Below are 14391 nucleotides of genomic sequence, written 5' to 3'. Positions count from 1 at the left end.
GGTAGAGGCTTCCCCGCTTCGGACTCAGCCCAAGGAGTGCCCGTACCGTGGCCGACAGCTTCGTTCACCTGCATGTACACACCGAGTACTCGATGCTGGACGGGGCCGCCAAGAACGGCAAGCTCATCGCCGAGGTCGAGCGGCAGGGCATGCCCGCGGTGGCGATGAGCGACCACGGCAACATGTTCGGGGCGTACGAGTTCCAGCAGATCGCCAAGAAGACCGCCGTCAAGCCGATCATCGGGATCGAGGCGTACGTCGCGCCGGAGTCCCGGTTCCACAAGAAGCAGGTGTTCTGGGCCCCGGGCGGGCAGCGGGTCGCCAGCGCGGACGGCGAGGGCGGCAAGGACGTCTCCGGCGGCGGGCGCTACACCCACATGACCATGTGGGCGGAGAACGCCGACGGCTTGCGGAACCTGTTCCGGCTCTCCTCGCTGGCGTCCATGGAGGGCTACTACATGAAGCCCCGGATGGACCGCGAGCTGATCTCACAGCACGCCAAGGGCATCATCGCCACCACCGGCTGCCCCTCGGGCGAGGTGCAGACCCGGCTGCGGCTGGGCCAGTACGACGAGGCGGTGAAGGCCGCCGACGCGTACCAGCAGATCTTCGGGAAGGAGAACTACTTCCTGGAGCTGATGGACCACGGCCTGGACATCGAGCGCAGCGTCCGCGAGGACCTGCTGCGGCTGGCGAAGCAGCTGAACATCCCGCTCCTGGCGACCAACGACTCGCACTACGTCACCGAGGACCAGGCCGACGCGCACGACAACCTGCTGTGCGTGGGCGTGGGCAAGAACAAGGACGACCCGAACCGCTTCAAGTTCAACGGCTCCGGCTACTACATCAAGACCCCGGAGGAGATGCGCGAGCTGTTCCGGGAGCTGCCGGAGGCCTGCGACAACACCCTGGCCATCGGCGAGCGCATCCAGCCGTACGACGAGGTGTTCACCTACGTCGACCGGATGCCGCAGTTCGACGTGCCGGAGGGCGAGACCCAGGCGTCCTGGCTGCGGCACAAGATCGCGGAGGGGCTGCCCCGGCGCTACGGCGACAACCCGAGCCAGGAGGTGCTGGACCGGATCGAGCTGGAGATGGGCGTCATCTCGCCGATGGGCTTCGACGCCTACTTCCTCGTGGTCGCGGACATCTGCCAGTACGCCCGCGACAACGGCATCCCGGTGGGCCCGGGCCGAGGCTCGGCGGCCGGCTCGATCGTGGCCTACCTGACCCGGATCACCGAGCTGGACCCGCTCGAGCACGACCTGCTGTTCGAGCGCTTCCTCAACCCGGAGCGGATCAACCCGCCCGACGTCGACATCGACTTCGACGACCGCCAGCGCGACCAGATGGTGCGCTACGTCACCGAGAAGTACGGCGAGGCGTACACCGCGCAGGTCAACACCTTCGGCACGATCAAGGCCAAGGCCGCCGTCAAGGACGCCAACCGCATCCTCGGCTACCCCTTCTCCATGGGCGACCGGATCACCAAGGCGATGCCGCCGGACGTCATGGGCAAGGGCGTCCCGCTGTACGCGCTGTTCGACGAGTCGCACCCGCGGTACTCCGAGGGCGGCGAGATCCGGGCGATGTACGAGAACGAGCCGGACGTCCGGAAGATCATCGACACCGGCAAGGGCATCGAGGGCCTGACCCGGGGCACCGGCGTGCACGCCGCCGCGGTGATCCTCTCCTCCGCCCCGCTGCTGGACCTGATCCCGCTGCACAAGCGGGACAAGGACGGGGTGATCATCACCGGCTTCTCGTACCCGCAGTGCGAGGAGATGGGCCTGATCAAGATGGACTTCCTGGGTCTGCGGAACCTGGGGATCATCGACCATGCCATCAAGATCATCCAGGCCAACCGGGGCGTCGAGGTCGACACCGAGAAGATCCCGATCGACGACCCCACCACGTACGAGCTGCTGGCCCGCGGCGACACCCTGGGCGTGTTCCAGCTGGACGGCGGGCCCATGCGGGCGCTGCTGAAGCTGATGAAGCCGACCGAGTTCGCCGACATCTCCGCCGTCTCGGCGCTCTACCGGCCCGGCCCGATGGGCATGAACTCGCACACCAACTACGCGCTCCGCAAGAACGCCATGCAGGAGATCACGCCGATCCACCCGGAGCTGGAGGAGCCGCTCAAGGAGGTCCTCGGCCCGACCTACGGCCTGATCGTCTACCAGGAGCAGGTGCAGCGCGCCGCGCAGGTGCTGGCCGGCTACAGCCTGGGCCAGGCCGACCTGCTCCGCCGGGCCATGGGCAAGAAGAAGAAGGAGGTGCTGGAGAAGGAGTTCGTGCCCTTCCACGCGGGCTGCCAGGAGCGCGGCTACTCCGACGAGGCCATCCAGGCGGTCTGGGACGTCCTGGTCCCCTTCGCCGGCTACGCCTTCAACAAGTCGCACTCCGCCGCGTACGGCCTGGTCTCCTACTGGACCGCCTTCCTCAAGGCCAACTACCCGGCCGAGTACATGGCCGCGCTGCTCACCTCGGTGTCCGACGACAAGGACAAGATGGCGGTCTACCTGGCCGAGTGCCGCCGACTGGGCATCAAGATCCTGTCCCCGGACGTCAACGAGTCGGTGGTCGACTTCACCGCCGTCGGCGACTCGGTGCGCTTCGGCCTGAAGGCGGTCCGCAACGTCGGCATCCCGGTCATCGAATCCCTCGTCAAGACCCGCTCGGAGAAGGGCAAGTACACCTCCTTCGCGGACTTCCTGGACAAGGTGGAGCTGGTGGTGTGCAACAAGCGCACCGTCGACTCGCTGATCAAGGCCGGGGCGTTCGACTCGCTCGGGCACACCCGGCAGAGCCTGGTCGCCGTCTGCGAGACCGCGATCGACTCGGTGACCAGCCTGAAGAAGCAGCAGGCGATCGGCCAGGACGACCTGTTCGGCTCGATGGACACCGGGGTCGGGGACGCGCCCTCGATCGGGCTGGACTTCACCCTCGACGAGCGCGAGTGGCCGCGCAAGCACCTGCTCAGCCTGGAGCGCGAGATGCTCGGCCTGTACGTCTCCAGCCACCCGCTGGACGGCGCCGAGCACATCCTCTCCCGCAACCGGGACACCTCCATCGCGGACCTGCTGGGCTCGGGCCGCACCGAGGGCTACGTCAAGCTGTGCGGGCTGATCACCTCGGTCGACCGGCGGATCAACAAGGCCGGCAACCCCTGGGCGATCATCACCATCGCCGACCGCGACGGCTCGGTGGAGGTGCTCTACTTCCCCAAGGCGTACCAACTGGTCGCGCACGAGCTGATCGAGGACAACGTCATCTCGGTGCGCGGGCGGCTGAACGAGCGCGACGGCGCGATCAGCATCTTCGGCGAGGAGATGCAGCCGGTGGACATCTCCTCGGCCGAGCACGGCGGCAAGCCGCCGATCCAGCTGAACATCCCGGAGCGCAAGATCAACCCCAGGCTGGTGGCCGAGCTGAAGCGGACCATGCGCGCCCATCCGGGGGATGTGCCGGTCCGGCTGCTGATGTCCGGACACAGCCGGAACGTGCTGTTCGAGCTGGGCTTCCTGGTCGATCCGGAGAGCGGCTTCGCCAGCGACATCAAGAGCCTGCTCGGCCCGGGGGTCTGGGCGACCACGGCCTGACCTGCACAGACGCACCAAACATAAGATCCGCATAACGATATGGTCACGGCGTCGGATGTGTGTGTGAGTCAACCATGGAGGGGTACAGCCTGAGACAGATGACGGATTGTCCCCTTATAGGGAGGAAGCGACCACCATGTCCGACATCTCTCAGCGCCCCTCCAACGCCAGCTCAAGCCCCATGTCCAGCTCCAGCCCCACCTCCATGCACGACATCGACCGGCACCCGGACGTCCCCGAGATGCGCGAGCGGTACGAGCGGCTGCTGCGCGGCCGCGAGGACAGCGCGCTCGACGGGGCGGTCCTGCTGGCCGGTCTGTACGCCGCCGTCTCGCCCTGGATCGTGCACTTCAGCGGGTCCAACCCGGAACTGCGGATGAACAACCTGATCATCGGCCTGGCCGTGGCCGCCTTCGGCCTGGGGCTGACCCTGGCGCCGGAGCGGATGAGCCGCCTCGGCTGGGCCTGCGCCGCCGCCGGCGTCTGGCTGGTCATCGCGCCCTGGGTGGCCACCGTCGGCCACCACCCGACCACCGGCATGATCTGGAACAACGTCGTCGTCGGCGCGGTGATCGTGCTGCTCGGCTGCGCCGTCGGCGCCATCCGGATGGCCACCGGCAGGGCGGCCAGGCGCACCAGCACCATGAGCAGCGCCCACCCCAGCACCTGACCGCGCCGCCCGCGCCCGGCGGGGCCCGGTCCGCCGGGCCCCGCACAGGCGTCCCTCACCACATCCTCATCCGCTCTTCAGGAATCCCCGGTCCGCCCGCCCGCCCGTGCGTGGGAGGATGGACCGGTCGGCGAACCCGAGGAGCAGATCTGTGACCACCCGTGCGACACCCCTGCTCGCGCTGGTGCGCGCGCTGGTGTTCACGCTGCTCACGGTCGTCCTGTCGAGCGGCTCGCACGTGCTGATGACCAGCGAGCCGCTGCCCTGGCCGACGGTGCTGGCCGCCGCGGCGGGCAGCCTGCTGCTGGCCCTGCTGCTCGGGCGGCGGGAACGCTCGTACGCCGCCATCGCCGCGCTGCTGGTCCCGCTGGAACTGGCCCTGGACACCCTGTTCACCGACGGCCAGGCGCAGTGCTACCAGGCCACTGGCGGCGGGCCGCTGATCGGCCCCTGGCACTCGGTGAACACCCTGATCTGCGGCAGCGGCGGCCCCACCCCGGTGCTGCACGCCGCGGGCGGGGGCCTCTCCCCCTGGCTGGTCCTGGCCGCGCACCTGCTGGTCGGGCTGCTCGCGGCCTGGTGGCTGAGCCAGGGCGAGACGGCGGCGTTCCGGCTGGCCCGGGCCGTCGGCGCGGCGGCCGGGCTGTTCGCCGCCCCGCTGCGCCGGGCGCTGCGGCTGGCCGTCGCCGCGCTGCTCGCGCCGGAACCACAGCCCGGGCCGGGCCGCCGCCGTCCGGAGCGCACCGCCGCTCCGGCCCGGCCGCGACTGCGGCACACCCTGGCCCGCCGCGGGCCGCCGCCGCTCCCGCGCGCGGCCTGCTGCTGACACCACCGACCCGGTCCGCCGACCGGTCCCGGACGCCCGGGGCCGCACGTCTACGGCCGCGTCCCGCAGTACGCCGTGCCCGCCGAGCACCCCTCCCCCGGCACGCGAGCTGACAGGACACCTCCATGAGCACCAAGAACGACTCCGCCAAGAGCGCCGCCCGCGCCCGTATCGCCGAGGCCCGCGCCGCCGAGGAACTGCGGCTCAGGCGCCGCAAGGGCCTGATCGTCGGCGCGACCGCGGTCGCCGTGATCGTGGCCGGCACCGGCATCGGCATCGCCGTCCAGGACTCCCGGACCACCTCGCACGCGCCGTACGTGGCCCCGGCCCACGCGGACGGCACCACCATCGTCTACGGCAACCCGAACGCCAAGAACACGCTCCAGGTCTACGAGGACTTCCGCTGCCCGGTCTGCGACGGGCTGGAGAAGTCGGCCGGTCCGACCATCCAGGCGCTGGCCGACAACGGCACGTACAAGATCGAGTACCACATGGCCACCTTCCTGGACGGCAACCTGGGCGGCAATGGCTCGGCGGTGGCGCTGAACGCCGCGGCGGCGGCGCTCAACGAGAGCACCGCCAAGTTCAAGGCGTTCCACGACGTGCTGTACGCCAACCAGCCGCCGGAGACCACCGACGGCTTCAACAGCAGCGCCGAGATGCTGAAGCTGGCCGCGAAGGTCCCCGGCCTGGTGACCCCGGCGTTCACCAAGGCCGTGCAGGACGACACCTACGGGCCCTGGGTGGCCAAGGTCACCGACGCCTTCAACAACAGCGGGGTGAACGCCACCCCGACCTTCAAGCTGAACGGGCAGCAGCTGGCCGTCATCGGCAACAACGGGCCGGTGACGCCCGCCCAGTACACGGCGCTGGTGGACTCCGCCCTCGGCACCAAGTAGCCGGGGCACCGGGCCGTCCGGCCGGTCAGGTCGTCCGGCCCCGGCGGGGGTCGGGCGTCCAGCGCGCCCAGCGCCGCCGCTCGGACGGTAGGGCGGCGGCCGCCTCCGGGCCGACCGGCTCGACCGCAGGCACCGGGCCGGACTGCGGCTGCGACCCGGGCCCGGCCGGGGGCTGCGGGGCGGGCGGCGCGGACCGTGGCAGCGGGGGCAGCTCCGGCGCGTACAGCCAGGCGTTGAAGAAGGCGTGCAGCGGCTCGGCGGTGTGGCTCTGGGCGCGGGCGGTGAAGTCGGCGGTGGTCACCACGCCGCCCCGGTGCTCGGTGGCCCACTCCTTCAGCAGCGCGAAGAAGGCCGGGTCGCCGAGGACCACCCGCAGCGCGTGCACGGTCAGCCCGCCGCGCCGGTACAGCCGGTCGTCGAACATCAGCTTGCGGCCGGGATCGGCCAGCACCAGGTCCTGCGGCAGGCCGGAGAGCCGGGCGTGGGACTCGGCGGCGTGCTGGGCGGCGCTGCGGCCGCCGGAGCGCTCGGACCACAGCCACTCGGCGTACTTGGCGAAGCCCTCGTTCAGCCAGATGTGCCGCCAGTCGGCGACCGTGACGCTGTTGCCGAACCACTGGTGCGCCAGCTCGTGCGCGACCAGCCGCTCCGAGCCCCGGGCGCCGTCCACGTGGTTGGAGCCGAAGGTGGACAGCCCCTGGGCCTCGACCGGGACGTCCAGCTCCTCGTCGGTGACCACCACCGCGTACTCGCCGAACGGGTAGGGCCCGAACAGCTCGGTGAACAGCCCCATCATCTGCGGCTGGCGGGCCAGGTCGATCCCGCAGGCGGCGACCAGCCGGGCCGGGGCGTAGACGGTCTGCGGCACCGGGCCGCCGGCCAGGGCCAGCTGCTCGTACCGGCCGATCTGCACCGTCGCCAGGTAGCTGGCCGAGGGCGCGGGCTGCTCGTACACCCAGGTGGTGGCGCCGGCCCGGGCGGTGCGGGTGAGCAGCCGGCCGTTGGCGACGACGGTGTACGGGCTGGGCGCGGTGATCGAGACCTGGTAGGCGGCCTTGTCGGCCGGGCGGTCGTTGCACGGGTACCAGGAGGGCGCGCCGATGGGCTGGCTGGCGACCAGCGAGCCGTCCTCCAGCTCCTCCCAGCCGAGCCCGCCCCACTCGCTGCGGACCGGGCGCGGGTTGCCGCTGTAGCTGACCTCCACGGTGAACGCCGCTCCGGCGCGCAGCGCCCGGGCCGGGCGCAGCCGCAGCTTGCCCGCGCGCAGCGTCCAGCGCGCGGGCCGCCCGTCGAGCAGCACCCGGTTGATCCGGAACTCGGCGAAGTCCAGCGCGAGTTCGGTGAGCGCCTCGCTCCCGGCGAGGCAGGTCAGCCGGGCGCTGCCGGAGAGCCGGTTGGGCCCGGGGCGGTAGTCCAGGGCCAGTTCGTAGCGGTGGACGTGGTAGCGGGGGTCGCCGTGGCCGGGGAAGTAGGGGTCGGCGGGCAGGCGCGGCGACTGCTTGGGACTGCTCAACGCTGATCGGCTCCGACGTGGTTCAGGGGTTCCGCGGCCGGTGCTGCCGCGGGTCAGGTGCGTGGCCAGGCCGCGATGGGGTTGCCCAGCCAGCGGCTGTCCGCGGGCACGGACTCGCCGCGCATCACCAGCGACGCCGGGCCGAGGGTGGTGCGGGCCCCGATGGTGGTCCCGGGCAGGACGATACCGTGCGGGCCCAGGGTCGCACCCTCCTGGAGGGTGACCGAGTCCATCCGCATGATCCGGTCGTGGAACAGGTGGGTCTGCACCACGCAGCCGCGGTTGACGCTGACGCCGTCGCCGAGGGTGACCAGGTCGGCCTCGGGCAGCCAGTAGCTCTCGCACCAGACGCCGGTGCCGATGTGCGCGCCGAGGCCGCGCAGCCACAGGTTCATCAGCGGGCTGCCGGGCACCGCGCCCAGCAGCCAGGGCGCGGCCAGCACCTCGGTGAAGGTGTCGGCCAGCTCGTTGCGCCAGACGTGCCCGCTCCAGAGCGGGTGCTCGACGGCGGTGAAACGGCCGACCAGCAGCCACTTGGCGGCCAGCGAGACCAGGCAGGCGAGCAGCCCGGCGGCCAGCAGCACCGCGCCGGAGGCCAGGGCGGCGACAGCGTAGCCCTCGGCCCCGGCGAGGGCCCGGAGCGTGACCAGCACGCCCAGCGCCAGCCCGACCGAGAGCATCACCGGGACGATCCGCAGCACCTCGACGGCGGCGCGGCTCCAGCGCAGCCGGGCGGAGGGGGCGTAGGTGAGGCCCTGGTCGGCCTTGTCGGCGCGGCGCGGCAGCTTCATCGGCGGCATGCCCAGGTAGGAGCTGCCCTTCTTGGCCTTCTTGGGGGTGGCGGACAGCACGCCCACCAGGCCCCGGTCGGGCACGCTGCGTCCGGGCGCGGTCATCCCGGAGTTGCCGAGGAAGGCGCGTTCGCCGATCTCGGCGGCGTCGATGCGCAGCCAGCCGCCGCCCAGCTCGTAGGGGGCGATCAGGGTGTCGTCGGCGAGGAAGGCGCCGTCGCCGACGGTGGTCATGCTGGGCAGGGCGAGCACGGTGGACGCCTCGACGCCGCGGCCGACCTTCATGCCCAGCGCGCGCAGCCAGAACGGGGTGAGGGTGCTGGCGTACAGCGGGAAGAGGCTGCCCCGGGCGAGGTCCATCAGCTGGATCACGGTCCACGCCTGCCAGGCGTTGCGGCTGTGCAGGGCGTGGTGGCCGGTGCGCAGCCCGATGCCGAGCAGCCGAACGGCGGCCAGGACCAGCCCGGCGTAGGCGAGCGCGCCGGTGACGGTGGCGACCGGCACGGCGACCAGGGCGACCTGCCAGACCGAGGCGGACCACAGCGCGGCCAGCACGGCGATCCCGGCGGCGGCTGCCGCCAGCGGCAGGAGGGTCAGGCCGAGGCCGCTGGCGCCGTACATCATCGCCCAGCGGGTCTTGCGGGGCGGGCGCTGCCCGGGCCAGTTGTGGGCGGCCCGGCCGGTCTTGGCGGCGGGCGCCCCGGCCCAGCGCTGGCCGGTGGGGACCTGCCCGGTGACGGCGGAGCCGGCGACGATCTCGGCGCGCTTGCCGACCCGGGCGCCCGGGAAGAGGATGCTGCGGGTGCCGACGGTGGCGCCGGCGCCGACCCGGACCGGGCCGAGGTGCAGGACGTCGCCGTCCAGCCACCAGCCGGCCAGGTCGACGTCGGCCTCCACCGCGCAGCCCTTGCCGAGCCGCAGCCAGCCGGTGACCGGCGGCAGGGTGTGCAGGTCGACGTCGTCGCCGATCTTGGCGCCCAGGGCGCGGGCGTAGCGGACCAGCCAGGCGCCGGAGAGGTCGGTGGCGCCGCTCAGCTCGGCGAGCCGCTCGGCGGCCCACAGCCGCAGGTGGACGCCGCCGCCGCGGGGGTGCTCGCCGGGCCGGACGCCGCGCAGCAGCAGCCGGGCGCCGCCGGCGGCGATGGCGATGCGTCCGACCGGGGTCCACAGCACGGCGGCCGCGGCGGCGATCCACCACCAGGAGGCGGCCGGGGCCCAGCCGAGGACGGCGCACAGCGCGGCCAGGGCGACGGTCCAACGCAGGCCGACGACGGTGAGCAGGGGGACGGTCAGCAGCAGCTGGACCAGCCCGGCGCGGCGCGGGGTGGGCGCGATCTCACGGACGGCGCCGGTGTCCTCGGCGGAGGCGGCGAGCTTGGCGGCCAGGTCGCTCAGGACCGGGTGCTGGTAGATGTCGCTGACGGCGGCCTGGGCGTAGCGCTGCCGGATCAGCGTGACCAGCTGGGCGGCGCCGAGGCTGCTGCCGCCGCTGGCGAAGAAGTCGGCCCCGGCGTCGGCCACGGGCATGCCCAGGACCTGCGTCCACTGCTCGGCCAGCCAGGCCTCGGTGCCGTAGAGCTGCTCGGCGTCGCCGGGCTGGTCCAGGGCGGGCAGCGGCCAGGGCAGGGCGTTGCGGTCGACCTTGCCGGAGGTGCGCACCGGCAGCTCGTCCACCTGGGTGAGCAGCGGCACCATGGTGGACGGCAGCTCGGCGCGCAGCCGCTCGACGGCGGCGGCGCGGTCGAAGCCCTCGGCGGTGACCAGGTAGCCGACGAGCAGCTGGTTGCCGCCGCGGGCGGTGCGGACGGCGGCGGCGCCGCCGGTGACGCCGGGCAGGGCCTGCAGGGCGGCGTCGACCTCGCCGAGTTCGATGCGCCGGCCGCCGAGCTTGATCTGCTCGTCGGCGCGGCCGAGGAAGACCAGGCCCTCGGGCTGGGCCAGGACCAGGTCGCCGCTGCGGTAGGCGCGCTCCCAGCCGGTGGCCTCCAGCGGGGCGTAGGTGGCGGCGTCCTTCTCCGGGTCGAGGTAGCGGGCCAGGCCGACGCCGCCGATGACCAACTGGCCGCTCTCGCCCATGGGCACGACCTGGCCCTCGGCGTCCACCACGGCCAGCTCCCAGCCGTTCAGCGGCAGGCCGATGCGGACCGGGGCCGTACCGGTGAGCGGGGCGGCGCAGGCGACCACGGTGGCCTCGGTGGGGCCGTAGGTGTTCCACACCTCGCGGCCCTCGGTGGCCAGCCGCTCGGCCAGCTCGGGCGGGCAGGCCTCGCCGCCGAAGATCAGCAGCCGGACGTCGCCGAGGGCGTCGGCGGGCCACAGGGCGGCCAGGGTGGGCACGGTGGAGACCACGGTGATCTCCTGCTCGACCAGCCACGGGCCGAGGTCGGCGCCGCTGCGGACCTGCGCCCGGGGACGGTGACCAGGCAGGCGCCGTAGCGCCAGGCCAGCCACATCTCCTCGCAGGAGGCGTCGAAGGCCACGGACAGCCCGGCCATCACCCGGTCGCCGGGGCCGAGCGGCTCCTCCTGCTGGAACAGGGCGGACTCGGCGTCGACGAAGGCGGCGGCGCTGCGGTGGGTGACGGCGACGCCCTTGGGCTTGCCGGTGGAGCCGGAGGTGAAGATGATCCAGGCGTCGTCGTCCGGGCCGGGCCGGCCGGGGGCGCCGTGCGCCGGGGCGGCGGGGGTGATCCGGCGGTCGGCGCCGACCACGGCGCAGACCCGGGCCTCCCCGAAGACCAGCGCGGCCCGCTCGTCCGGGTCCTCGGCGTCGACCGGGACGTAGCCGGCCCCGGCGGCGAGGACGGCCAGGATGGCGACGTACAGGTCGGTGGTCCCGGAGGGGACGCGGATGCCGACCCGGTCGCCGACGCCGACCCCGGCGGCGGCGAGGGCGGCGCGCAGGGTGTCGACCTCAGCGGCCAGCGCCCGGTAGGTCAGCACGGTGCGGCCGTCGTCCAGCGCGGGCTCGTGGGGGTGGTCGCGGGTGGTGGCGTCGAGGATGTCGAGCAGGGTGCGCGGCGCGGGCGTCGGCCCCCCGGAGAACAGGGCGAGCCCGCTGGGTGCGGCGTCCAGCTCAACTGCGGAGCGGTACACGGCCGTGGTCATGGGTCCTCATCTCGTCAACGACCCGATCGATGCTACGTCGCGCGCGGCGTCGGCGACATCGGACGGAGCCTCACAACGGCGGCCCAGCAGAGCTTTTCTGACGTACCGTCACCACATAGGGGCGTTGCCGCAGCTCACTCTTGACGGTCCGTCAGCTGTTTTTGACGGACCGTCGGGAAAATCCGCAAATGAGACCCACGACACACTCCGGACACACCGGCGGCGACTGCGGGCATGGCGGATCTCCGGCAGAGTCCTATTTATACCACAAAAGAGTCATAGTAAGCAAAATATCTCCAAAACGGACAGGCGGCAGGCCGGCTACCGCGGATTGCTGCGCAGGTCCAGTTTGCGGATCACCCGGTCCACCAGCTCCGGATCGGCGCCCGGCTCCATCCGGGCCACCTGCATCTCCTGCCGCCCGGCCGCCAGCATCGCCTGCTCCACCTCGGCGAACTGCTTGACCCGGGACACCCGTTCGCGCAGCTCGCGCTGCTGCTCCTCGTCGTACATGTCCGGCCGGTGCCGGGCCAGCCGGTCGGTCTGACGCTGCTTCAGCCGGTCCACCAGGTCGTCCGGGATCTCCTCGGCCGCGGCCAGCTCCTTCAACCGGCGCAGCCCGGCCTTGGAGACCCGGTACCAGAGCTGGCGCTCGGCCGCGTCCTCGGCGTCCTGATCCCGGCTCAGACCGAGCCTGCGGACCACCGCGGGCAGCGTCAGCCCCTGCACCAGCAGGGTGAACAGCACCACGCAGAAGGCCACGAAGACGATCTCGGAGCGCTGCGGGAAGGCCCCGCCGCCGTCCACCGTGTACGGCAGCGCCAGCGCCAGCGCCACCGAGGCCACCCCGCGCATCCCGGACCACCACAGCACCACCGACTCCCGCCAGCCGATCGGCGCCGCCTCCTCCCGGACGCCGCGGGCCCGGTCCCAGCTGTGCGTGACCCAGGCCCCGGGCAGCAGCCACAGCAGCCGGACGCCCACCACCACCACGATCACCAGGGCCGCGTCGCCGATCATCGAGGTCCAGTGCCGGCCGACCGTGGACAGCACGCTGGCCAGCTCCAGGCCGATCAGCCCGAAGGCCATGCCGGAGATCAGCAGCTCCACCACGTCCCAGAACGCCTCGCCGACCAGCCGGTAGCCGACGTCGTCCGCGCCGACCGTCTGGTCGTTGATCCACAGCGAGCAGACCAGCACCGCCAGCATCCCCGAGCCGTGCAGCTCGTCGGCCAGGATGTACGCCGCGAACGGCACCAGCAGGCTCAGCGCCACCTGCAGCGTCGGATCGTGCAGCAGCCCCATCACCTTGCCGCTGAGCCAGCCCAGGCCCACCCCGAGGACCACCGCCAGCACCGCCGACAGCACCAGCCGCTCCACCGCCTCCAGGGTCGAGAAGCTGCCCTTGACCACGGCGTCCACCGCCAGCCCGTACACCACCAGCGCGGTGACGTCGTTGAACAGGCCCTCGGTCTCCAGGATGCCCATCAGCCGGCGCGGCAGCCCGACGCTGCTGGCCACGGCCGCCGCCGCGATCGGGTCCGGCGGGGAGACCAGCGCCCCCAGCGCGATCGCCGCGCCCACCGGCAGCGCGGGCACGATCCAGTGGCAGGCCAGCGCCACCGCGGCGGTGGTGACCAGCACCAGGAACACCGCCAGCAGCAGGATCACCCGGGAGTTGGCACGGAAGTAGCGGGTGGTGGAGCGCTGCGCGGCGGCGTAGATCAGCGGCGGCAGCACCAGCGGCAGGATCAGGTCCGGCGCGATGGTGACGTTGGGCACGAAGGGCAGGACCGCCAGCACGATGCCGATCAGCGTCATCAGCACCGGCTGCGGCACCCCGACCCGCTCGGCCACCGGGGTGCTGACGATCGCCGCCAGCAGCACGCAGAAGAGCAGGATGAGCTGCGTCATCGCCCCCGGACGCTCCTCTCCCAGCGGACCGCTGTCGCCTTCAGCCTGCCAGCGGCACGGGCATCGTGCGGTACGGAGTACCGCCGTCCAGGTAGCCGCTCAGCTCTCGGCGCTGATGATCCGCAGCGCGCGGGCCAGGTCCTCCGGGTACTCGCTGCGGAACTGCACCCACTCGCCGGTGGCCGGGTGCTCGAAGCCCAGCTCGACCGCGTGCAGCCACTGCCGGGTCAGGCCCAGCCGCTTGGCCAGCGTCGGGTCGGCGCCGTAGGTCAGGTCGCCGACGCAGGGGTGGCGCAGCGCCGACATGTGCACCCGGATCTGGTGGGTGCGGCCGGTCTCCAGCTTGATGTCGAGCAGCGAGGCCGCCCGGTACGCCTCGATCAGGTCGTAGTGGGTGACCGAGGGCTTGCCGTTGGCGACCACGGCCCACTTCCAGTCGCTGCTGGGGTGGCGGTCGATCGGCGCGTCCACGGTGCCGGACATCGGGTCCGGGTGGCCCTGGACCAGCGCGTTGTACTTCTTCTCCACCACCCGGTCGCGGAACTGCTGCTTCAGCGAGGTGTAGGCCGCCTCGGACTTAGCGACCGCCATCAGCCCGGAGGTGCCCACGTCCAGCCGGTGCACCACGCCCTGGCGCTCGGACGCGCCGGAGGTGGAGATGCGGTAGCCCGCGCCGGCCAGGCCGCCGATGACGGTCGGGCCGGTCCAACCGGGGCTGGGGTGGGCGGCGACGCCGACCGGCTTGTCCACCACCACGAAGTGCTCGTCGTCGTAGACGACGGGCATGTTGTCGATGCGCTCGGCGACGATCTGCACCGGGGCGGGCGGGGCGGGGATCTCGACCTCCATCCAGGAGCCGGCGATCACCCGGTCCGACTTGCCCACCGTCGAGCCGTCCACGGTCACCTTGCCCTCGGCCGCCAGTTCGGCGGCCTTGGTGCGGGAGAACCCGAACATCCGGGCGATGGCGGCGTCGACGCGCTCGCCTTCGAGGCCGTCGGGCACGGGCAGGCTGCGGAGCTGAGGATCGGTGGTCACTGGACGAGTATGCCGGACGGCGGCCGCG

At 72.4% G+C, this 14391-nt stretch carries 9 protein-coding genes; 4 read left to right on the top strand and 5 right to left on the bottom strand.

Going from position 1 to position 14391, the window contains the following annotated elements; all coding sequences use genetic code 11:
• The first annotated feature begins 47 nt into the window (after window positions 1–47).
• From dnaE to GXW83_RS09485, 4 genes are all read left to right on the top strand, one after another.
• A complete protein-coding gene (gene dnaE, locus GXW83_RS09500; RefSeq protein ID WP_182442637.1) occupies window positions 48–3605 on the top strand; it encodes a DNA polymerase III subunit alpha in 3558 nt (1185 codons plus the stop codon).
• A 136-nt stretch (window positions 3606–3741) separates the two neighbouring features.
• Entirely contained in the window at window positions 3742–4275 is a 534-nt protein-coding gene (locus tag GXW83_RS09495) for an SPW repeat protein (protein ID WP_370466620.1), read from the top strand.
• A gap of 151 nt (window positions 4276–4426) precedes the next feature.
• The gene (locus GXW83_RS09490; RefSeq protein ID WP_225446865.1) at window positions 4427–5101 is read left to right on the top strand and encodes a hypothetical protein; all 675 of its coding nucleotides are present in this window, start codon (window positions 4427–4429) and stop codon (window positions 5099–5101) included.
• Window positions 5102–5226: 125 nt separating this feature from the next.
• Window positions 5227–6000 (top strand): thioredoxin domain-containing protein, encoded by a 774-nt coding sequence (locus tag GXW83_RS09485; RefSeq protein WP_182442636.1) that lies wholly within the window; start codon window positions 5227–5229, stop codon window positions 5998–6000.
• 25 nt (window positions 6001–6025) lie between these two features.
• Here GXW83_RS09485 and GXW83_RS09480 read toward each other — a convergent pair whose 3' ends face one another.
• The 5 genes from GXW83_RS09480 to GXW83_RS09465 all read right to left on the bottom strand — a co-directional run bounded on the left by GXW83_RS09480 (window position 6026) and on the right by GXW83_RS09465 (window position 14363).
• Window positions 6026–7513, bottom strand: coding sequence for a M1 family metallopeptidase (locus GXW83_RS09480; RefSeq protein ID WP_225446864.1), 1488 nt, complete (start codon window positions 7511–7513; stop codon window positions 6026–6028).
• A 53-nt stretch (window positions 7514–7566) separates the two neighbouring features.
• Window positions 7567–10653, bottom strand: coding sequence for a Pls/PosA family non-ribosomal peptide synthetase (locus tag GXW83_RS09475; RefSeq protein WP_370466618.1), 3087 nt, complete (start codon window positions 10651–10653; stop codon window positions 7567–7569).
• Window positions 10584–11411: an AMP-binding protein gene (locus tag GXW83_RS35305; RefSeq protein WP_370466617.1), complete on the bottom strand. Its 828-nt coding sequence runs from the start codon at window positions 11409–11411 to the stop codon at window positions 10584–10586. Before GXW83_RS35305 ends, GXW83_RS09475 begins: the two co-directional genes overlap by 70 nt.
• 321 nt (window positions 11412–11732) lie before the next feature.
• Complete coding sequence (locus tag GXW83_RS09470; RefSeq protein WP_182442635.1) at window positions 11733–13325, bottom strand: Na+/H+ antiporter; 1593 nt, start codon at window positions 13323–13325, stop codon at window positions 11733–11735.
• 99 nt (window positions 13326–13424) lie between these two features.
• Window positions 13425–14363, bottom strand: coding sequence for an RluA family pseudouridine synthase (locus GXW83_RS09465; protein WP_182442634.1), 939 nt, complete (start codon window positions 14361–14363; stop codon window positions 13425–13427).
• Window positions 14364–14391: the final 28 nt, after the last annotated feature.

The sequence above is a fragment of the Streptacidiphilus sp. PB12-B1b genome (assembly GCF_014084125.1).
Classification (GTDB): domain Bacteria; phylum Actinomycetota; class Actinomycetes; order Streptomycetales; family Streptomycetaceae; genus Streptacidiphilus.
The sequence above is the reverse complement of the archived record's forward strand: the minus strand, read 5'-3'. Positions and strand labels throughout refer to the sequence as shown.